Origin of the sequence: Corynebacterium sp. HMSC077G07, assembly GCF_001809225.1 — a bacterium.
Lineage (GTDB): Bacteria > Actinomycetota > Actinomycetes > Mycobacteriales > Mycobacteriaceae > Corynebacterium > Corynebacterium jeikeium_D.
Genome location: NZ_KV796530.1, coordinates 32937 through 54565 on the forward strand (window position 1 = coordinate 32937; position 21629 = coordinate 54565).

At 58.8% G+C, this 21629-nt stretch carries 18 protein-coding genes; 4 read left to right on the forward strand and 14 right to left on the reverse strand.

The features are described 5' to 3' along the window. Positions 1-57 precede the first annotated feature (57 nt). Positions 58-552 (forward strand): DUF1877 family protein, encoded by a 495-nt coding sequence (locus HMPREF2562_RS03840; protein WP_070549644.1) that lies wholly within the window; start codon positions 58-60, stop codon positions 550-552. Here the strand turns inward: HMPREF2562_RS03840 and HMPREF2562_RS03845 are convergent. The 4 genes from HMPREF2562_RS03845 to rpsP all read right to left on the reverse strand — a co-directional run bounded on the left by HMPREF2562_RS03845 (position 512) and on the right by rpsP (position 3164). Continuing rightward, a complete protein-coding gene (locus tag HMPREF2562_RS03845; RefSeq protein ID WP_070439622.1) occupies positions 512-1159 on the reverse strand; it encodes a phosphatase PAP2 family protein in 648 nt (215 codons plus the stop codon). The two genes, HMPREF2562_RS03840 and HMPREF2562_RS03845, sit on opposite strands and share 41 nt — an antisense overlap. Then, a complete protein-coding gene (gene trmD, locus HMPREF2562_RS03850; protein WP_049171525.1) occupies positions 1159-2046 on the reverse strand; it encodes a tRNA (guanosine(37)-N1)-methyltransferase TrmD in 888 nt (295 codons plus the stop codon). The genes HMPREF2562_RS03845 and trmD overlap by 1 nt, the downstream gene beginning before the upstream one ends. After that, positions 2043-2537, reverse strand: coding sequence for a ribosome maturation factor RimM (rimM, locus tag HMPREF2562_RS03855; protein ID WP_049171609.1), 495 nt, complete (start codon positions 2535-2537; stop codon positions 2043-2045). The genes trmD and rimM overlap by 4 nt, the downstream gene beginning before the upstream one ends. A gap of 144 nt (positions 2538-2681) precedes the next feature. Then, positions 2682-3164 carry a 30S ribosomal protein S16 gene (gene rpsP, locus HMPREF2562_RS03860; RefSeq protein ID WP_038628648.1) on the reverse strand — a complete coding sequence of 161 codons (483 nt, stop codon included), beginning with the start codon at positions 3162-3164 and terminating at the stop codon, positions 2682-2684. Between the two features lie 298 nt (positions 3165-3462). On the opposite strand from rpsP, the gene HMPREF2562_RS03865 reads away from it, so the two are divergent. Further along, positions 3463-5613 carry an acyltransferase family protein gene (locus tag HMPREF2562_RS03865; RefSeq protein ID WP_070549645.1) on the forward strand — a complete coding sequence of 717 codons (2151 nt, stop codon included), beginning with the start codon at positions 3463-3465 and terminating at the stop codon, positions 5611-5613. 16 nt (positions 5614-5629) lie between these two features. Here the strand turns inward: HMPREF2562_RS03865 and ffh are convergent, their stop codons facing one another. Then, positions 5630-7243, reverse strand: coding sequence for a signal recognition particle protein (gene ffh / locus HMPREF2562_RS03870; RefSeq protein ID WP_048735500.1), 1614 nt, complete (start codon positions 7241-7243; stop codon positions 5630-5632). Positions 7244-7848: 605 nt separating this feature from the next. On the opposite strand from ffh, the gene HMPREF2562_RS03875 reads away from it, so the two are divergent. Then, entirely contained in the window at positions 7849-8754 is a 906-nt protein-coding gene (locus tag HMPREF2562_RS03875) for a hypothetical protein (RefSeq protein ID WP_070549646.1), read from the forward strand. A 477-nt stretch (positions 8755-9231) separates the two neighbouring features. Continuing rightward, on the forward strand, positions 9232-9948 hold the full coding sequence (locus tag HMPREF2562_RS03880; RefSeq protein WP_070549647.1) for an intestinal mucin: 717 nt from the start codon (positions 9232-9234) through the stop codon (positions 9946-9948). Between the two features lie 167 nt (positions 9949-10115). Here the strand turns inward: HMPREF2562_RS03880 and ftsY are convergent, their stop codons facing one another. From ftsY to HMPREF2562_RS03925, 9 genes are all read right to left on the reverse strand, one after another. Then, the gene (gene ftsY / locus HMPREF2562_RS03885; RefSeq protein ID WP_049171536.1) at positions 10116-11675 is read right to left on the reverse strand and encodes a signal recognition particle-docking protein FtsY; all 1560 of its coding nucleotides are present in this window, start codon (positions 11673-11675) and stop codon (positions 10116-10118) included. Positions 11676-11722: 47 nt separating this feature from the next. Then, complete coding sequence (gene smc, locus HMPREF2562_RS03890; RefSeq protein WP_070549648.1) at positions 11723-15217, reverse strand: chromosome segregation protein SMC; 3495 nt, start codon at positions 15215-15217, stop codon at positions 11723-11725. Positions 15218-15305: 88 nt separating this feature from the next. Next, positions 15306-16625, reverse strand: a complete 1320-nt coding sequence (locus HMPREF2562_RS03895) for an ammonium transporter (protein ID WP_070439639.1) — start codon at positions 16623-16625, stop codon at positions 15306-15308. A 258-nt stretch (positions 16626-16883) separates the two neighbouring features. Next, on the reverse strand, positions 16884-17165 hold the full coding sequence (locus HMPREF2562_RS03900; protein ID WP_049171546.1) for an acylphosphatase: 282 nt from the start codon (positions 17163-17165) through the stop codon (positions 16884-16886). Continuing rightward, complete coding sequence (locus tag HMPREF2562_RS03905) at positions 17155-18615, reverse strand: alanine/glycine:cation symporter family protein (RefSeq protein WP_049171612.1); 1461 nt, start codon at positions 18613-18615, stop codon at positions 17155-17157. Before HMPREF2562_RS03905 ends, HMPREF2562_RS03900 begins: the two co-directional genes overlap by 11 nt. Before the next feature lie 18 nt (positions 18616-18633). Beyond that, positions 18634-19497 (reverse strand): bifunctional DNA-formamidopyrimidine glycosylase/DNA-(apurinic or apyrimidinic site) lyase, encoded by an 864-nt coding sequence (gene mutM, locus HMPREF2562_RS03910; RefSeq protein WP_049189533.1) that lies wholly within the window; start codon positions 19495-19497, stop codon positions 18634-18636. After that, positions 19497-20225 (reverse strand): ribonuclease III, encoded by a 729-nt coding sequence (gene rnc, locus HMPREF2562_RS03915; protein ID WP_049189534.1) that lies wholly within the window; start codon positions 20223-20225, stop codon positions 19497-19499. Before rnc ends, mutM begins: the two co-directional genes overlap by 1 nt. A 42-nt stretch (positions 20226-20267) precedes the next feature. Continuing rightward, positions 20268-20828 (reverse strand): YceD family protein, encoded by a 561-nt coding sequence (locus HMPREF2562_RS03920; protein WP_048735478.1) that lies wholly within the window; start codon positions 20826-20828, stop codon positions 20268-20270. Positions 20829-20857: 29 nt separating this feature from the next. Further along, positions 20858-21619, reverse strand: a complete 762-nt coding sequence (locus HMPREF2562_RS03925) for an SPFH domain-containing protein (RefSeq protein WP_049171555.1) — start codon at positions 21617-21619, stop codon at positions 20858-20860. Between the last annotated feature and the right edge of the window lie 10 nt (positions 21620-21629).

Genomic DNA, 21629 nt, shown 5'->3' on the forward strand with positions numbered 1-21629 from the left:
TACCAATTGGCGAACGCCCCACAGAAGGCTCGCAGTAATCACCGGAAAAGGAGCCCCATGAAGCAGAAACTCTGTGCCGAATACCTGCGCATCTCCGACGAGGAGGCAGCGCGGTTAGTTGAGGTCGCAGCACCTGCGGCGACCAGCGACGGCGGCACGGCGGGGCTTGTTACCGACGGCGCGGAGAAGATTATCCTGCAGCACTTCGTCGACGTTCCGGACGAAGATGCCCTGGACATCGACACGGACTGGGAGTCCCTGCTGCGCACGTTGACCGGCAATCCCATCGACGGCCAGGCACTCGGCGACCCGCTGGCGGAGGCCATCCTCGGTGCCGACCGCGTCTGCCGCAAGCCGCTGTCCGCAGTCATCCGCGCCGATCGCGTCGGCGACGTGCACCAGACGCTGGCAAGCATCGATCTTGCCGCCCGCATCACGGACAATGGTTCGCTTATCGACGAAGCCACTGCGACACAGCGGTACCGCGAACCCGTGGCCTTCTACGAGGAGACTAAGGCAGCGCGTAGCGCCGTGCTCGTGGCCATCTCCTAAGAACTAGCAGCGCAACTGCTAAGCCGATAACTCCGGCGATGAGGCCGCCGATAACATCGGTGAGCCAGTGCGCCCCGACCCACACGCGCGACAGTGCCACAGCGCCGATAAGCGCGATGATGGCCAGGTCGAGCAGCTTGCGGGCTGTGCGGCGCAATACGGGGATGGCAAGCTGCATCGCGGCCATGCCACTGGAGGTAACCGCTGCCACATGTGCAGAAGGAAACGCCGCATCGTGCAGGTTGACCAGTGAGAACTCCTCTCCCGGTCGGTCGCGGTCCAAAAACCACTTCATGGCATAAGTCACCGCAATTGACGAACCGAATGACGCCGGCAATAGCAACGCCCACGCACGGAAGCGGAACCACAGGAGTGCCGCAGCAACAAGCGTGACCGGCGCGACGTAAATCGGCCGGATAATCTCGCTCAAAGCCAGCATCACACTATCGACGCGGCCATCCCGCGCCCCATGCAGGTCACTGACCCAACCCGCAAACGACTGATCCATACTCCCCGCCAGCTGCGTCTGAGTGAACCACGCCAGCGCCCCAAGGACAGCTAGCCAACCAATGACGTGCCGAGGTCGCGCAATTCGAACACGTGCCACTAGCAGTTCTCCTCGGTTACTTCCCCAATGACTCCCTGGATTATTTCCCGGTCACGGGCGCTGAGGTCGACGTCGGCAAGCAAATCGGGACGACGTTCGGCCGTGCGGATGAGCGATTGGTCGCGCCGCCAACGGTCCACCAGCGCGTGATTGCCGCTGAGGAGAACGTCCGGCACTGTCAGTCCACGCCACTCGCGCGGCTTGGTGTAGGACGGCCCTTCGAGCAGACCGTCAGAGAAAGAGTCCTCCTCGTGGCTTTTGCGATTGCCCAACACACCCGGGATCAACCGCACGACGGACTCCGCAATCACCAGCACCGCCACTTCCCCGCCGATCAGCACATAGTCCCCAATAGAGACCTCACGCACGCGGTAACGATTAGCGGCATCATCAATAACTCGCTGGTCGATGCCCTCGTAGCGCCCGCACGCGAACACAATGTGCTCCTCGTGTGAGAACTCCTGCGCCATCTGCTGCGTAAACGGCTCGCCCGCCGGGGTCGGGACGATCAGCAGGGGCTTCGCTGAATCTTCTTCGCTTAACGACGGCACTTCCGCTGCAGCATAGGAAGATTCCTCGACCAAGCCCAGTTTCTGATCATGGCGGACATTGTCCAAATGTGGCACCGCGGACGTGAGCGACTGCTCCGCTTTCAGCGTCGCCACCTCGTCGAGGGCGGGGCCCCAGACATCCGGCTTCATAACCATGCCGGGGCCACCGCCGTAGGGCGAGTCATCCACGGCTTGATGTACACCTGGCGCCCAGTCGCGCAGGTTGTGCACTCCGACACTCAAAATGCCCTGCTCAATTGCCTTGCCCAGCAGCGCATGACGCAGTGGCTCGAGGTACTCCGGGAAGATTGTGACTACATCGAGACGTAAGCTCACAGCTCCAACAGTCCTTCCGGCGGGGTGATGGTGACAGTAGAATTCTCAAGGTCAACTTCCGGAACGATGTCCTCTACCAGAGGGATGAGTACCTCCCGGGCCCCGTCGTCAAGCGTGACTTCAAGGAGACGATGAGCGGGCGCGCGGACGATAGAAGTGACCTCGCCTATATCGGTGCCGTTATGGACTACGCGCAGGCCTTCAAGTTCAAAGTCATAAAAGTCCTCGTCTTCGAAGACGGGCTCGGCATAAAACTTCATACCCCGATGACGCTCGGCCTCATTGCGGCCCGGAATCTCCTCGAAGCGAATCAGCAAACGCCCCTGGTGCGGGCGTGCCGTTTTCACAGTCAGCTGTTCCTCACGGCCGGCCTGTACACCCAACAGCGTGGCCCCGACTGCGAAACGCCCTTCCGGATCATCCGTTGTCGCATCGACGACGACTTCCCCGCGCACACCGTGGGGCTTGATCACTCGGCCAATAAGCACCATGTCAGCTACCGACACGCGCACACTCCCTCTCTTATAAAGGCTCTGTAAAACACCCCGCGTAAAGCAAAAAGGCGCCACCCAACACTTCGTCTTGAAGTATAAGGTAGCGCCCGGATTAGCTAAGCGGCGTACTCAGCGTCCTTATTACTCGGCGTCCTCGGAAGCCTCGGACTCAGCAGCCTCAGCCTCGGCAGCCTTTGCGGCCTCCTCAGCTTCCTTAGCAGCCTTAGCTGCTTCCTTGGCCTCGCGGCGCTTAGCGGTGATGGCCTCAGCGGACGGGCCATTGTTGGCCTCTTCCAGAGCCTTGTTGAACAGCTCGAGCTTGGTCGGCTTCGGCTCAGCAACCTTCAGAGTGCCCTCTGCACCCTCGAGGCCCTTGAACTTCTGCCAGTCGCCGGTGACCTTCAGCAGAGCCAGAACCGGCTCGGTCGGCTGTGCACCGACGCCCAGCCAGTACTGAACGCGCTCGGAGTCAATCTTGATGATCGACGGCTCTTCCTTCGGCTGGTAGATGCCCAGGTTCTCAATGACCGCACCGTTGCGACGGGTACGAGCATCAGCAACGACAACGCGGTACTGAGCGGTACGAATCTTACCCAGGCGCTGCAGCTTAATCTTGACTGCCATGAGGAGTTCCTCTTTCTTCTATGTCACTGGACAATACTTATGCATCCGAGCTCACGAGTAATTACTAACGAAGTGCCTCGGACCGGTTTTGCCCTTGGGATATTTACACTGCGCGTGACCACCGGGCGGCCGTGGCCGGATCCGATGAATTCGCAGTCGTGCCTCAGCTGAGGATTCTCATTGAGACAACTCGAGGTATGTTACCAGCAGTTTTTGGAAATTAACAAAACTGCGCACTCGAAACGCTGCATACCCACTAATGCTGAACGTCGTTGACAGTGCGGTAACGTAACATTCTATGAAAACCACCGGCACCCAATATAGGTATGACTTGGACGGACTACGGGGCATTTCGATTGCCCTCGTAGTCCTTTTCCACGTTTACGTCGGCCGCGTTTCCGGTGGTGTGGACGTATTCCTCTTGCTCTCCGGGTTTTTCTTCTTCGGCGCGCAGTACCGCAATGCCATCAACCCCAGGCAGTCCATCAATCCGTGGTGGAGTATCTGGCGCACGCTGCGTCGCCTAATCCCGACACTGGTGCTGGTCCTCTTCGCGACAACCCTGTTTGTCATTTACTTCATTCCATCGCTTCGCACCATCGACATTGCCCAGCAACTCCGCGCCAGCCTGCTCTACTACCAAAATTATGAACTGGCACTCCAGGGCTCGGACTACGCTGCCGCAGAGAGCGAAACTTCCCCACTGCAGCACCTGTGGTCAATGTCGGTGCAGGGCCAGTTTTATCTCGGCTCCATTTTGCTCATCTCCCTACTCGCCTGGATGACGCGCTCACCCCAGATTGTCGGCGCGGTTACCTCACCGGTGGAGGCGAAGCGCACCGACGCTACCGGCGGTAAACTCCGCCGAATCCTCACCCCTTTGCTGGCAGTTATCACTCTCGGCTCGCTTGCCTATGCCTTCTATATGCACTCCGAAAACCAGGGCTGGAACTACTACTCCACTGTCAGCCGCCTCTGGGAGCTCTGCCTCGGCGCACTACTCGGACTGATTCTTGTCCGGGGCTCCATCCCCATGCCCAAGCCACTTCGAGTGCTGTTAGCCAGCATCGGCCTCGCACTGGTAGTCTCCACCGGTTTCATCTTCGACGGCGCCGCACAGTTCCCAGGCCCTTGGACCCTATGGCCCCTCGGTGGTGCTGCGCTGATTATTATCGCCGGCCCTGAGGCGGGCTGGATCTCCAAGTTCCTGGCCAGCCGCCCAATGCGCGAAGTAGGCCAGAGCGCCTACGCGCTCTACCTGTGGCACTGGCCTCTTCTCATCCTGGCCATAAACTACCTCAACCGCGATACTCCGGGGCTGAAACTTGGCACCACAGTGATCGTCGTTTCCTTTATTTTGGCCAAACTCACCAACAAGTATGTCGAGCTGCCGCTGGCTCAATCGACTCGCCGACCGACCCGGACTCAGCCCGTCGTTGGCGATGCAATCCACGCAATGAAGCATCGTCGCCCGGCTCGTCGTCTAGCGGCAGTCGGCACTGTTGTCGTCATTGCGTTGGTCGGCATGTCCAGCCTTGTCAACGTGCAACAGGTGCGCGTCGATCGCGCCTCCGCCACCAGCCTAGATCCAGAGGTCTATCCAGGTGCACTCGCGCTTACCGACGGGTACGAGGTCCCCAAGGCAGCCACAAAGCCGAATACCGATTTCATCACGGACCTTTGGCCGGAACCTGCCCTCGATGGCTGCCTTGCGACAGGCGGTGAGGACGTCGGATACTTCCCGCCGAATCGCCGTTGGCGCGATGAGACCCAGCCGTGTGTCTACGGTGATGCAGATGCTAGTGAATCGATTGTCATCGTCGGCGGCTCGCACATGGAACATTGGTTTGCCCCGATTGATGCCTACGGCAAAAACAACGGGTACCGAGTGGTGGTTCTTCTCCGACAAGGCTGTCCAGCGACCTTAGAACCGATCCACGGAGTCGGCGATATCTGCGTGGCCTGGACTTTCGAGGCTCTGCAGAAAATTGACGAGATTCAGCCAGAGATGGTTTTCACCACTGCAACCAGACCCTTGTTCCAGGCGGACCCACCGCAGCCCGGCGACTACACACCGGATGGTTACGTTTCGTTTTTCGCTGCTCTGCAAGAACGCGGAATTGATTTCTTCGCCATCCGCGATAACCCATGGGCGCTACGGGAGGACTTGGACCAATTCTCCCCCAGCGTATGCGAAGAAGCGGAAGAAGACTGCACTATCCACCGCAAAACTGCCCTAAATGCAGAAAATCCCGCTGAGGAGATTCTTGCGAACTTCCCCAACGGGCACAGTCTAGATTTCTCCGACATCTTCTGCGGTCCGACCACCTGCCGTAAAGTTATTGGCAATATCTACGTCTACCGCGACAGCAATCACATCACCGATGAACTAGCGGCCACTTTCAGTCCTGAAATGGACCGCCAGATTCAGAAGGCTCTGCGGGACTAGCTACTTCTAGTCCCCGCTACTTCTTGCCCTGTCCGAAGTCGAGATTGTTGAGGTCAAAGTCCTCCATACCTTCTGGCAGCTGATTACCCATCTGCTTCTGCAGCTTCTGCAGTTCAGCCATGCTAGGCATACCCGGCATGCCCTGCATACCTGGCATTCCAGGCATACCGGGCATTCCGCCACCGCGCATTGCCTTCGGCGGCGTTGGACCACGGTTAGCGCCCTTGCGCTTATTCTTGCCCTTGCCCTTTCGACCACGCTTGGCCTTGCGGTTCGATGGGCGACCACCGCCCATACCAAATCGGCCGGCCATCTGCGCCATCATCTTCCGCGCCTCATTGAAACGCTCGATGAGCTGGTTAACCTCTGAAACGGACACACCGGAACCGTTGGCGATACGACGACGTCGTGAAGCATTCAAAATCTTCGGATTCTCGCGCTCTTCCGGAGTCATACCGCGGATAATCGCCTCGATGCGGTCAAGCTGCTTTTCGTCGACCATTTCCGCGGCCTTGGACATTTCCGCGCCGCCGGGGAGCATCTTGAGGATGTTGCCGATTGGGCCCATCTTGCGGACCATCATCATCTGCTCGAGGAAGTCCTCGAGAGTCAGCTCGCCGGAACCAATCTTCTGGGCGGACTTGGCAGCCTGCTCATGATCGATTTCCTTGGAAGCGACCTCAACCAACGTCTTCAGGTCACCCATGCCCAGGATGCGGCTGGCCATACGGTCTGGGTGGAAGACGTCAAAGTCCTCCAACTTCTCGCCCGTGGAGGCGAACAGAATCGGCTTACCGGTGACCTCACGGATAGACAGTGCAGCGCCACCGCGCGCGTCGCCATCGAGCTTGGTCAGTACAACGCCGGTGAAGTCAACGCCGTCTCGGAAGGCCTTGGCGGTCTCTACCGCATCCTGACCAATCATGGAGTCGATGACAAACAGAACTTCATGCGGGTTGATGGCATCGCGAATGTCGCGAGCCTGCTTCATCAGAACCTCATCGATACCCAGGCGACCTGCGGTATCGATAATCACCACATCGTGGCGATGCTGGCGAGCATAAGCGAGGCCACGGAACGCGGCGTCAACTGGGTTGTCCTCGCTGGTGCCCATTTCATGGGTGGAATCGAGGCTGGTGCCCGGGAACGGTGCGAAGCACGGCACGCCTGCACGCTCAGCGACAATTTCCAGCTGCTGCACCGCACCTGGACGCTGCAGGTCACAGGCGACGAGGACCGGGGTGTGCCCCTGATCCGTGAGGTACCTGGCCAATTTACCGGCCAAGGTGGTCTTACCAGCGCCCTGCAGACCGGCCAGCATGATAACTGTTGGTGGCTGCTTCGACATATTCAGCCGTCGAGTCTCGCCACCGAGGATGTTAATCAGTTCCTCATTGACGACCTCAATAATCTGGTTTGCCGGGTTGACAGTCTGGCTGCCAATAATTTCGTTAGCGCGTTCCTTGATGCGCTTGATGAAGGTACGGACAACCTCGAGGGAGACATCGGCTTCCAGAAGAGCCAGCCGAATCTCGCGGGCGGTGGCGTTAATATCCGCCTCAGTCAGGCGGCCCTTCCCGCCCAGCCCCCGCAGGGCACCCGTCAAACGATCGGAAAGAGACTCAAACAAGTTTCCAGCTCCCCTTTTGCCTTGTTTTTTCTTAACTGTTCTACCGTACCCGCTGGATACTCCATTTGGCACATATCTACAGCTTCGCCTATCGACAACGATTGCAGCCCACCCACCCTAAATGCCCCGATTCGGGTGTAACCAATAGGAAGTAAAAAATAGCAATAGGACGAAGCTCTTTTATTCTCAAGGACGTTAGATTACTGTTCGTTATTTTAACGTGACAATTAAACGAGCCTCCAGATATGAATGTCCTACTGCATAAAGAACGTTTATCCAACCCAGTTACCACCAGCTAGGTAACAGACAGATAACGCCAGTGGCTAGCTTTTGCTAAGGCCACCCTTAGTAAGAACCTCCCCCGGAATGGTGTAAGCCAAATAGCAAACCGGCGGCATTGCAGCAGGTCAAAGCACGCCACTGCGCACCTGATGTTATTCCTATAACTACCTCCAATACCGTTCATAAATCAACCAGTTTATGGTTAATCATGAACCTAGTTAACCGCAGTTGGCCTGGTTTTATTTTCCGCCGTGCACGATGAGGGATGAACGGCGAAATCATATTCATTGGTCTCTGACCGTTTGACTCCTTGAGAGGTTTTCATGAAGAAGTTCACCACGGCTATCGCCGCCGCTGCCTTCTCCGCCAGCATGATTGCAAGCGCAGGCACCGCTACTGCACAGATTCCGGACTCAATGCCGACCGAGTGCCCCGCCGGCCAGCACTTTGAAAACGTCGGAGGCACCTTCCAGTGCGTCGCAGACCAGCCTGAGCAGGATTCCACTGACGGAATTCCGGCCCCAATGCCGGACAAGTGCCCAGACGGGCAGCACTTTGAGAACGTCGGCGGAACCTTCCAGTGCGTCGCGGACCAGGAAGCTCCTAAGCCCGAAACACCGGGCGACAATGAGTCCCAGCCGGGCGACCTGGGAAACCCAGGCATTTCTGATAAGCAGTGCCCGGAGGGCGAGCACTTCGACATGAGCAAGCCAGTCCCAGGCAACCCGAACGTCTTCGGTGTCTGCGTCAAGGACGAGGCGAAGCCGGACACTGACAAACCAGGCACGGACAAGCCGGACACCGAGAAGCCAGGCAAGGACGGCAAGGACGGTAAGCCGGGCAAGGACGGCAAGGACGGTAAGGACGGTAAGCCAGGCAAGGACGGTAAGCCGGGCAAGGACGGCAAGGATGTCAAGGTAAACGTTGACATCAAGATCTCTGCTGAGTGCAAGAACGAAAACAAGTGCACGAAGGAAGAGAAGAAGGCCAAGGAAAAGGCCGAGAAGAAGGCTTCCGAGTCCAAGAAGACGACCTCTTCCGAGAATGTAAAGAAGGTTTCGGACTCCAAGAAGTCTGAGCAGAATACCTCGGAGTCCAAGAAGGCTTCTTCGACTCAGAGCACTGGCCTGGCAGCCACCGGCGTTGACGCCACCACCCTGGGCGGAGCCGCTCTGGTTCTCCTTGTCGGCGGTGTCGCCGCTACCCGCATCGCCCGCAAGAACCGCTAAGAAGCTTGGGGTTCTACCCCGGTAACGAAACATAAAATGCTCCTGATGCCTATTTAGCATCGGGAGCATTTTTGTGCGCCATACCTCCGAAAAGTCATAGCTCCTATAGCCCGAAGCATAAAACCTCACAGGCACCGATTTTTTACCGAACCTCTACGCCCCATCCACCTTTCACCACCCGACACAATCAGGTACCACGCTTCGCTAGCGAAGACAGAAAAGCCCCCTACCGAGTCGACAGTGACTGGTTCTATAAACGCCCTACCCACAACGGGTGTACACACTCAGCGTTGTAAATATAAGTTCCCACTTCCCCTTACTGGGGTTTGGACAAGTCAACAATTTCTCTTTACCCCCCCTTCCCAAACCCATACCACCAAAGACTGTAATTAGTTATTAGAATCAAAAGTGTGAACAGTGTTCCCCCTTAAGTCCTTTGATTGCAGGGCTTTCCTATAGACATTGTGAGGTTTCCAAATGAAGAAGCTCTCTTCGACCATGGTGGCCGCTGCCGCTTCAGCCGGCATGCTCATCGGCGTTGGCGCCGCCACCGCACAGATTCCTGACCCCGCCCCGTCGGAATGCCCCGCCGGTCAACATTTTGAAAATGTTGGCGGTACTTTCCAGTGTGTAGATGACGCTGCAAATCCGGATCCAGGAGGTTCATCTAACGATGGCATCCCACCGGGCGTTGAGGACACCCAGACCTGTCCCGACGGTTCCCCGCGTGACATGAGTAAGATTGACCCGGCAACCGGGGCTTACGGTGCTTGTGGCACTTCAGATGATTCCGGCCCAACTCCGGAGCCTGATGAAGATGCCCCAGAAAATGACGGAATTCCGCCGGGAGTCGACGACACCGCAACGTGCCCCGACGGTTCCCCGCGTGATATGAGCAAGATTGACCCGGCAACCGGAGTCTACGGCTACTGTCCGACCTCCGATGACGAAACTCCGGGCGACGACAAGAACCCAGGCGACGAACAGCCTGGGGACGACGAGAAGCCCGGGGAGGAAAAACCAGGCGACAAGCCCGACAACCCTAAGAATGACGGTAAGAAAACCGGGACCAAGAACACTGGGCTAGCAGTCACTGGTGTTCAGGCGACTGCCCTCGGCGGTGCCGCTCTTGCACTCTTGGTCGGTGGCGTGGCAGCTACCCGCCTCGCACGCAAGAATTCTAAGGATTCCTAGCACAACTCTCCGCTAGATTCCTAGCACCTCAACATTAAAGGCCCCGGAGCCCCGCGTATCCTCTACAGAAATCTACGCGGTGGCTCCGAGGCCTTTATTTTTGCCGGGGGCAACGGGCGACGCTGTACTCACCAATCGATGGAAAATTCACTCATCGATGTTAGTTACTATTTGCGGCCGCCGAGCAGTGCGTCTACGAAGCTCTCCGGCTCAAACGGCGCCAGGTGGTCAGCACCTTCACCAAGGCCAACCAACTTCACCGGCACACCGAGCTCGTTTTGCACCTGGAATACAATGCCGCCCTTCGCGGTACCGTCCAGCTTGGTCAGGGCAACGCCGGTGATGTCTACTACATCCCGGAACGTACGAGCTTGCAGTAGACCATTTTGGCCAACCGTCGCGTCCAAAACCAGGATGACTTCGTCAACCTGAGCCTTCTTCTCCACCACGCGCTTAATCTTGTCCAGTTGGTCCATCAGACCGACCTTGGTGTGCAGGCGGCCGGCGGTGTCGATGAGCACCACATCAGCGCCGGACTCGATACCGTGAGCAACTGCCTCAAATGCAATAGAAGCAGGATCGGCGCCTTCAGCGCCGCGAACGGTCTCCGCGCCAACGCGTCGCCCCCAGGTCTCCAGCTGGTCGGCTGCAGCAGCACGGAAGGTATCCGCTGCGCCGAGAACAACACGGTGGCCACCGGCGACCAGTACACGAGCCAGCTTGCCCGTCGTCGTGGTCTTACCTGTGCCGTTGACACCGACTACCAGAATCACTGCGGGCTTGCCCTCGTGCGGAAGTGCGCGGATGGAGCGGTCCATCTCAGGCTTGCACTCCTCAATCAACACCTCACGCAGCAGGGCGCGCACTTGCTCTTCCGTGCTCACCTTCTGGCTGGCAATACGCTCGCGCAGCTTATCGACGACACGCTGCGTCGCAGCCGCACCGAGGTCAGCCATAACCAGGATGTCTTCAACCTCTTCCCACGCGTCCTCATCAAGGTCACCCGCGCCCAAGATGCCGAGCACAGACTGGCCAATTGCATTCTGCGACCGTGACAGACGACCGCGCAGGCGGCCCAGACGTCCCTCAGCCGGGTCGATGGAGTCAATCTGCTGTTCTGCTTCTGGCTCTGGCGTCGGCTCCGGCGCAGCTTCCGGCTCCGGCTCTGGCGTCGGTTCTGGTTCGGGAGTCGGCTCCGGCTCCAGCTCCGGTTCAGGAGCAGGAACTACCTCTACCTCAGGCTCTGCTTCGGGCTCTGGTTGTGGTTCCGGCTCGGGCTCTGATTCCTCTTCCCCGGCCGTTGGCAAATCGATTGGGATTTCCCGCATTACGCGGTCATAATCCCCCTCCATTTCGGTGGGGTTATCCGGAATAACCAGTCGACCTTCTGGTTTCAGCAGTGAACCGTCCGGCTGATCGGCAGGTATATCAGCCTGCTTTTCCTCTGGCTCCGGGGCCTGCTTTTCAATCGGCTTTTCCGCCGGTTTCGGCATCGGTTTTTCAACCGGCTGCTTCTCGCGGGTATCAGTCCCACCACCGGCCGGAGCGAAGTTAAAACCACTAGTGGCCTGGTAATTTCCAGACTTCTCCTGCTGGGTGAGTTCCTTAGTATCTTCCTTCGCAAAGGAAATGCGCTGGTTCTTCCTGCGGACATAGCCCACAACAAAGAGCAGCGCGATAATAACGACAATCGCGACGACAAGGAGTATCCACTGAGTTGGAGTCATAACTCTCATTATGCAGTATCAACGACTCTTCCTCACTTACTCCGCGCTTACTCCGCTCCTGTCGACGGAGTTGCGGATGCCGGTGACATTCGCTGCGAGATTACTCGAGTCACACCATCGCCCCGCATGGTCACGCCGTAGAGCACATTCGCAACGTCCATTGTTGGCTTCTGGTGCGTAATGACAATCAGCTGACTGGTCGCGCGGAGTTCCTCGAGCAGCGCAATAAGGCGACGCAGGTTAACGTCGTCAAGCGCGGCTTCCACCTCGTCGAGTACGTAAAAGGGACTCGGGCGCGCGCGGAAAATAGCGACGAGCATTGCCAGCGCCGTCAGCGACTTCTCGCCGCCGGAGAGCAACGACAGCCGCTTAACCTTTTTGCCCGGCGGGCGGGCTTCAACCTCGATACCTGTCGTGAGCAGGTTGTCCGGCTCGGTGAGAACCAGTCGTCCGTCGCCGCCCGGGAAAAGCGTTTGAAAGACTGCGGGGAATTCTGCCTCGACATCGTTCCACGCGTCTGTGAAGAGCTGCAGGATCGTGGCATCGACTTCCTCGACAACATCGGTGAGGTCCTGGCGGGCCTTGAGGACATCATCGAGCTGCGTGGATAGGAAAGAGTAGCGCTCCTCCATCGCCTTATACTCCTCCAGCGCCAACGGGTTGACGCGGCCGAGCACACGCAGATCCTTCTCCGCCTGTTTGAGCTGCTTCGTCACGGCTGCGCGGTCGAAGTTCTCATCAGGAGCAAAGTCCGCGAGCAGGTCATCGACAGACAGCCCCAACTGGTCGACGATGCGCTCTGCAGCCTCGGTCACGCGGACCTGCGCCTGCGCACGGGCGATGTCGCCCTGGTGCGCGGAATCCGTTAGCTGTGCCAGCTCACGTTGCGCCGCATTTGCCTCCGTCCGGGCCGCTGATAGTGCCTGCGACACTGTCTTCTTCTGCGCCTCGGCATCGTCGCGATCGGCCTCTGCCCGCGCCAACGACACGTTGACCTTCGCATGCAAATCCTCAGCCAGCTCCGCGACAACTTCTGCCAATTCGCGCTGGGCAACCTTCGCCATCTGCGCCTGCTCATGGCGGGCCTTCGCTACGCGCTCCGATGCAGCCTGGCGACGGAGCCGCTCGGCCTTGCCTCGTACACTCGACAGTCGCTCCTCTGCCGTACGCAGCGACAGACGCGCCTCTGTTTCCATGGCGCGCACAGCCGTCAGCGCCTCCGAGGCACGGTCACGTTCGCTTGTCGACGGTTCCCCCTCCTCGGGGTCACGGTCAACGCGAGCTAAGCGGTCTGCGACCACCGCCAACTCCTTCTGGAGCTTCGTTACTCGGTCCGCGGCTTCGGCTCCGCGCTGCTCAGCGCGTTCGGCATCATGCACCACGCCGGACAGCTGCGCTGTGGCCCGAGTTCGGGCATCCGTGAGGACCTTCATACGACTCTGGTGTTCACGCAGCGCAGCACGGGCGGCCGCCGCGTCCGTGCGGCGGTCCTCTTCTTCGGCCTGTGCACCGGAGAGCACACCACCGAGGTCACTCAAACGCACCTGTGCTTCTGCTAGTTCTTCGCGAGTCTTAGCAATGTCGGCGGCGATTTCCACACCTGATGCAGTGCCACCAGCACCGCCAGCTACCCAACCAGAGCCACGCAGCACACCATCGCGGTCAACAACGCGCAGTCGAGTATCCTGGGTCACCAGCTCACGGGCGACGTGCTCGTCGTCGCAGGCCACGACGTCAACGAGCAGAGAGGTCAACGAACCCGAAAGCTCCGCGGGCACTGTCACATGATCGAGCAGCCAGGATGCCTGTGCGGGCAGAGTGATGTCCAAGCGCCAAGAGTCGGATGCATCCGCAGAATTGATAACAACGGCACTGCCCTTGCCCGTGGCCACAAGCTCGTCGATAAGCGAATCTCCACTGCCCTCGCTGACCAGTGCTTCGGCGGCCGCGCCGAGGGCGGCAGTGAGCGCTTTTTCCCAGCCAGCGTCGACATCGATGACTTCAGAGAGAACGCCGAGTTCGTGTTTTTCACGTAGCCACGCGGTGCCGTCGTTGGCAGCGGCGGTGCGGGCGGTCTCCAGAGCTTCGATGCGGGCGGACAGACCTGAGACACTGCGTTCGAGGTCGCGCTCGTCAGCGCGGAGTTCTGTCAACCGTGTAGAGGCCAGCTCTGCTTCTCGGTTGGCCTGTTCATAAGCACTCTGCAGCTCGGGACCTTCGAATTCGGCCTCGGCTAGTTCCTGCGCGGCGTTTTCCACGGCTTCGGTGGCATCGGCACGGCGTTCGTCGGCCTCATTGGTTTGCTCGGCAAGGCGTGCAGCTTCGGCTTCGGCGGCTTCCAAGCGGGTGCGCAGAGATTCTTCTGCGGAAATGAGACGAACCACGCCTTCGCGACGGTCGGCGATTGCGCGAACGGCCGCGAGGTGCTCCGCTTCGGCTTCACGGAAAGTCTCCTCGGCGTCGAAGAGCGTTTCGCGGATTTCCTCCAGTTTTTCGCGGGCCTCTGCCTCAGCCTCAGCGAGCGTGGCTTCTTCGGTGGCGGCGTCGTCGGCCCTCTGCTCCAGGTAGTCCGGGTCTGGGCCTACCCACGGAGCGACGGAGTGGTCGGCCGCGCGATCGGCGGCGATGCGGGCCGTCGCTTGGATACGCTCACCGAGTGCGGAGAGACGAAACCACAAATCTCGGGCAGCATCGGCAGCTGGAGTGATGTCCTCCAGTTCGGCTTCGAGTTCTGCAGTGCGCTCAGCGGCAATCTCGGCTCGCTCCGTGGCGGCCTCCACCTTTTCCTCAATGAGCTTGGCTTGACCAGCAATGTCATTGAGGCTGTCCTGCAAATCCACGAAGTCCGCGGCAGCCAAACGCAACTTGGCGTCGCGCAGGTCTGCCTGCACAGTCTGGGCGCGAGAGGCGGCCTCAGCCTGACGCTTCAGCGGTTTGAGCTGACGGGAAAGCTCACCTGTCAGATCCTGCAGACGGTCGAGATTGGCCTGCATCGACTGCAGCTTGCGCTGCGCCTTTTCCTTGCGACGGCGGTGTTTGAGCACGCCTGCGGCTTCTTCGATAAACGCACGACGCTCCTCTGGCCGCGATTCCAGAATCTGCGAAAGCCGACCCTGGCCGACGATGATGTGCATCTCGCGGCCAATGCCGGTGTCGCTGAGGAGCTCTTGGACATCCATGAGGCGGACGCGAGAACCGTTGATTTCGTACTCACTTGCGCCGTCGCGGTACATGCGACGCGTGACAGAGACTTCCTTATATTGAATGGGAAGTGCCCCATCGGAATTGTCGATGGTAAGAGTGACCTCCGCGCGCCCCAAAGGCTTTCGCCCGGAGGTTCCCGCGAAGATGACATCTTCCATTTTGCCGCCACGGAGGGTCTTGGCGGAATGCTCACCCATAACCCACGCGAGGGCATCGACGACATTCGACTTACCAGATCCATTCGGGCCGACAACTGCGCAGATGCCGGGCTCGAATTTCATCGTCGTCGCCGAAGCGAAGGATTTAAAGCCCTTCAGAGTCAGCGATTTCAAATACATGGGGCAATATCTTACCCGTAGTTACGGTTTGGAGCTGAATTACCCCAAGCACGCACCCTGTTACACAAGATTGTTTACACAGCGTTGTTTACACCACTGCCTGCTTAGTTGACGCGTAGGCCGACTCACCGTGCTGAGCGACGTCGATACCAGAATGCTCCTGCTCGCCGTGGATACGCCAACCGACGGTTGCCTTCAGGACTCGGGCAATGATGTACGTCAGCACGCCTGAGAACACCGCTGCGACGACAGCAATAATGACCTGGATGGCAAACAACTTCAGGCCGTCGATGCCACCGCCGGTAAGCAGTCCGCGATCATTAGCCAGCAGGCCAACACCAATCGTTCCCCACATAGCTGCAACCAGATGCAGACCAACCACATCCAGGGTGTCATCGAAGTTGAATTTGTACTTCAAGCCCACTCCCCAGCAACCCAGCGCACCGCCGATATAGCCCAGAATGATTGAGGTCACTGGGTTCATATCTCCTGCGGCCGGAGTAATAGTCACAAGCCCTGCGATGACACCCGAAGCGGCGCCCAGCGAGGTGGGATGCCCATCACGAATACGCTCGAGTGAAATCCAGCCGAGCATCCCCACGCACGCTGCCACCGTCGTATTCAGCCATGCCAGACCAGCGACACCGTCGGCCGCAAATGCCGAACCGCCGTTGAAGCCGAACCAGCCGAACCACAGCAGTGCAGCACCCAGCATGACGAGTGGCAGATTGTGCGGGCGATGCTGGCTGCCATCGATGGACTTGCGCTTACCGACGATAATCGCCAGCACCAAAGCGGCAGTACCAGCAGCAATGTGCACAACCGTACCGCCAGCGAAGTCAATTGGAGCGATCAATGCTTCACCGTCAGCGGTACCGAACAGCTTTGCCGACAGCCCCTCTGCCGAGTGGCTCAGCAGGCCACCGCCCCAGACCATGAAGGCCATTGGGAAGTACACCAGCGTCGTCCAGAAGCCGACGAAAATCAACCAGGTGGAGAACTTCACGCGTTCGGCCAGCGCCCCAGAGATCAGCGCTACAGAAATCGAGCAGAACGTGAGCTGGAACCCAATGTCGATGATGTTTGGGTAACCGTTCGCACTCGCAATGTAGTTGCCGTCGCCATCCGTGATTGAGTTACGCAGACCGAAGAACTCGAATGGGTTGGCAAAAACACCACCGATCGACTGCGATCCGTAGGACATCGACCAGCCCCACAGCACGTAAATGGCACCGACAACGCCGACAGCACCAAAGCTCATCATCATCATCATGTTGAGCACCGACTTCTGTCGCGACATGCCGCCATAGAACAGCGCGAGCGCCGGTGTCATCAGCAAAACCAACGAAGCCGAAATCAGCATCCACGCTGAGTTTCCAGACTGTGCAATTACTTCTTCAGGCGTCATATGTGCCTCCCCTGCCTGTCAGTAGGTAGTTATTAACTTAATCCACTCGCCTTTCGTATTTACGTATTCTTTTTCCCGGTTGCGTAGGTTTTTAGCGCTCTGAGACCTCTACAACGCACCAATCGACTACCTCAAGACACGAAAAATCCCCCGCCAACTGCGCAAAAACAATGACATAGAGCGAGGGATAGAACGTATTCGAATTTTTCGGATTCCTACACCGACATGGGGGGGGGGAGGAAGGCAGTTGGCACCCGCTTAACGACGGTCAAACGTGCTCAATGCACCCTTCGGTTCCTGCCATAACGGCACCACTGCCGTCACATCGCCCGGAGTATTCGGCCCCTCAAGCCAAGCGAGCAAACTCTCACAGTCTGCCCGTGGCCCTTCAGCAACAACTAACACCCGACCATCCGGGTAGTTCTGGGCGTAACCAACCAACCCCAACTCCAGAGCCGTCGCGCGGGTGTACCAGCGAAAACCAACACCTTGAACACGACCGTGTACCCACGCGGTGAGGCGGACGTCGTTAAGCAACATCGGACTCACGCACTGTCATCGGGTCGGAACCGTCCCAGCACTCAATCTTGTCGTGGCCGCGGACGTTAGGCAGATCATCGCGGTGGAATACCGGATTAAGCCCCTTGGACTTCTGCTCGGAGTAATTCTTTAGTAGGGCGACAGCTACGCCGCCCAGCGGCAGAATGGCGATGATATTGATGGTGGCCATGAGTGCGGAGAAAGTATCTGCAAGCGACCAGACGAGCGGCACGGAACCGACAGCTCCGCCAATCACGCACAGGATGACCAGGACACGCACGGTGTTCAGGACAGCCTTGCTCTTTGACAGGAACGGGATATTCGCCTCGGCGTAGTAGTAGTTACCCACCAGCGAGGAGAACGCGAGGAAGAAGATGATAACCGTGACCGCGTGGATGGCCCACGTACCCACCTGCGCCGACAGCGCAGCCTGAGTTAACGCGGTGCCCTCCGCATCGCCGCCGAAGGTCGGATCGGACAACAGGATGATAACTGCGGTGATAGTACAGACGACCCAGGTGTCGAAGTAGACGCCCATCGTCTGGATGAGGCCCTGTTTGACCGGGTGCGACACCGACGCCGTAGCCGCCGCATTTGGTGTGGAACCCATACCGGCCTCGTTGGAGAACAGACCACGGCGAATACCCTGCATCATGGCGGTACCGACAGCGGCACCAGCGATCTCACGGATACCGAAGGCGTGCTCGAAGATGAGCTTGATCATGCCCGGCACTTCAGTGATATTGAGAGCCAGCACAATCAGACCGAGGATGATGTAGGCCACGGCCATGATCGGTACGACAATTTGCGTCACCGCCGAAATGCGCTGCACACCACCGAAGATGATGACGCCGGCCAAGATTGCCAGCACAATGCCGACGCAGAATTTAAAGATCGGCGTTCCCTGACCAGTCGACTCAGCCACAGCCGCCGTGATTGAGTTGGACTGCACCGCATTGAACACAAAACCGTAGGTCACCGTGATAGCGATGACGAAGAGCGACGCCATCCAGCGCCAGTTCTCTCCCAGCCCCTTGGTGATGTAGTACGCGGGCCCTCCTCGGTAAGAGTCCTTATCCCGCACCTTGTACAGCTGCGCCAGCGTCGACTCCACGAAGCTGGTAGCACCGCCAATCGCAGCGAGCAGCCACATCCAAAACACGGCACCTGGCCCACCCGTAGTGATTGCCACCGCCACACCTGCGACGTTACCGGTACCGACACGCGAGGCAGCAGAGATTGTGAAGGCCTTAAAGGCCGAGATGCCCTTGACCCCCTCGGAGATGTCAGACGGCTTTTCGGTAATTGCCTTGAACATCTCCGGGATGTACCGGAGCTGCACCACAATGGTCCGCCAGCAGAAGTACAGGCCTGCACCGCTGAGTAGCAGAATCATGAACAGCCAGTACTTGTCATTCCAGGCGTTGACCCAATCGGTCGCTTGTTCCATGAAGCTCATAAGGAAATTCTAGCGCTGACAGGTGGGACACAGATAACTCGATCTATTCCCAAATGGCAGACGGACAATTGCGCGCCCACACCTCGAGCACGGCTCCCCCGCTTGGCCATAGGCGTTCAAGCTCCGCTCGAAATAGCCACTTTCGCCGTTGACATGCACATATAACGCATCGAAGCTCGTGCCACCCGCCGCTAGCGCCCGCTGAAGTACCGCTTGCCCCTCGCGCAAAAGTTTCGCTAAACGACGGACCGAAAGGTCACACGCCGGCACGCGCCCATCGACCTTCGCTGCCCAAAGCATTTCGTCGGCATAGATGTTACCGATACCCGACACAATGTTCTGGTTGAGCAATACGGCCTTAATCGGCGAACGCGACTTCATCATGCGGTGTGCAAGTGCAACCACATCGACAGTTGGCTCCAATAGATCGGGCGCGATCTTGGCTGCGGGTTCCGGAACAAAGCGACCGTGGGATTCGACCATTTCACAGGCCCAGACCCAACCAAAGGTGCGCTGATCGTTGAAGTTGATAAGGTGCCGAGCGCCGTCCGGCAGGGCTATGTCAAATGCGGCCCTGGTGTGGCGTCCGGGCAGCGTATCGGGCGTGTACGGAGCTTCCACACGCAATTGGCCGCTCATACCCAGGTGGATGGCAATTGCGGAGTCGTCGTCAAGCGTGAGCCACATGAACTTGCCGCGGCGATCCGTAGCGATAACCGTGCGCCCGCGCGTGCGACCGATAAACTCTGCGGCACCACCGGGTTGGCGCCGCACGGCACGAGCGTTGTAGACGAAAGTGTCCTCGATGCGGCCACCGACGACGTAAGCGTCGAGACCGCGGCGTACGGACTCGACTTCAGGAAGCTCGGGCATTATGCCAGTGCAGTATGCGCCTGATGCGCGGCGTGCATCTCGGCTTCCTTCTTCGTGGCGCCGGTACCGCTGCCCTTAACCACGCCGTCAACCAGCACGTCAACGTAGAAAGTTAGGTCATGGTCGGGGCCGGTGGTGCGCACGGTGTACTCAGCAGCCGGTAGTTGCTTGGCTGCCAGGCGCTCCTGCAACAGCGTCTTCCAGTCACGACCGCGAGACTCCGTCGGGGCATCGTCAATCATCTGGTTAAACAGGCGAAGAACGGTCTCGCGGGCAACCTCAAAGCCATGCTGCAGGTAAATGGCACCCAGCAGCGCCTCGGTGGTGTCAGCGAGAATTGAGTGCTTATCCGCACCACCGGTGGCCTTCTCACCGCGACCGAGGAGAATGTGCTCCCCCAATCCGATACTGCGGGCCAGGTCAGCCAGCGCGTACATGTTCACGACACCTGCGCGCATCTTGGAAATATCCTGCTCAGCGCGGTCCGGGAAGCGACGGTAGAGTTCTTCAGCAACGCACATGCCCAGCACGGCGTCGCCCAGGAACTCTAGCCGCTCGTTATTGGTCAGCATGCCATTTTCATTCGCGAAACTGCGGTGGGTCAAAGCGAGCTTCAGGGACTCCTCTGATAGCTCAACACCGAGTTTTTCCAGCAGCGGGGCGTGATCGACGGCCTCGAAAGCCGCCTTTCTAGCCGCCTCACCGGTTAGCCGACGCTTGCGGCTCATCCGTTATATCTCCTTTAAAGTCTTCGTCTAAGTCGTCGTCGATTACTTCTCGTCGCCGAGCGAGCCAAACTTTTCCGCCAGGCCAGCCCAACGCGGATCAATGCGCTCCTCTTCACCCGAGATGCCGTCTGGCTCCGGCACTTCTGAGTCCGACTCAGCACAGCTGGAATCGAAATCCAGACAGGTCGGATTGAAGGGCAGATTCAAGCCCGCCTCATCGATGACGGCTTGAGTGATATCCACCGTATTGTCGACGATCTGGCCAACTTCGTCCTCAAGGTCTTCTTCCTCGGCATCGTCGCCTGTGATGAAGTCCTCGTTGTTGGAAAAGACAGCCGAAATGTGGAAGCTGAGCTCCGGATTCAGCGGGGCTAGGCAGCGGACACACTCGCCGGTGGCCTTGGCAGTCACAGTCGCGTCAACCATGACACCACTGCCGAGGTTCGTGACAATGCCGTCAACGACAACCTCCTCGCCAGCGGCGATGCCAATCATCTCGACACCAACGCGGACGGGGCTATCGCCTACCTTGCGGAACTGCTCGGGCATGCCGCCCTGCAGACATGTCGAAACGTCCAGAACAAATGGGGATGAGTCAGTCATGATAGACCTCAGTCTACCCCGAAGATGCGCTAACGCTCGTACCGGCGGCGTTCCTGCCCCTCGGAGAAGGAAGACGGCGCGCTCTGTGCCCCTGCACCACCGCCGACGGCACCGGCCCCCGAACGCAGTACCGAGCGATTGCGACCGACATTACGCAGGGTCTCCTGGAGAGTCTGTTCAAACTCGGCGAGCTTGGAATCAACGTAGCGGTCACACTCTTCACGGAGGCGAGAGGAATCCGCGTGTGCGTCGGAAAGCAGACGATTCGCCTCGTCGTTGGCTTCGCGGACGACCGTTGACTCAGCGACCAGGCGAGCCTGCTCCTCGCGGCCTTCCGCAACGGAACGCTCGTAGGATTCGTTACCAGCGTGAATCAGGCGATCGGACTCGGCAGAAGCACGATCCACAATGCTGTCGTACTCGTGCTGAGCATCCTCGCGGAGGCGACGGGCGTCGTCCTCAGCGGCCGCGACGGTGCCAGCTGCGTGGGCATTGGCATCCTCGACGGTGTGGTTAGCGCGGGCCTCGGCCTCGTCGACAATGCGATGGGCTTCTTCATCCGCAGTCGAAATGGTGTTGTTCGCCCGGGCTTCAGCATCGTTGATAATCTCATCCCGCTGGTCCAAGACATCCTGCGCGTCATCGAGCTCAGCCGGGAAAGCATCCCTCAGCTCATCGAGCAACTCGAGAACACGCTGACGCGGAACCATACAATTGGCCGACAGTGGCACGCCGTGTGCCTCTTCTAGGATCTGGACCAGTTCATCAAGAGATTCGAAGACGCGAAACATGACTTACATG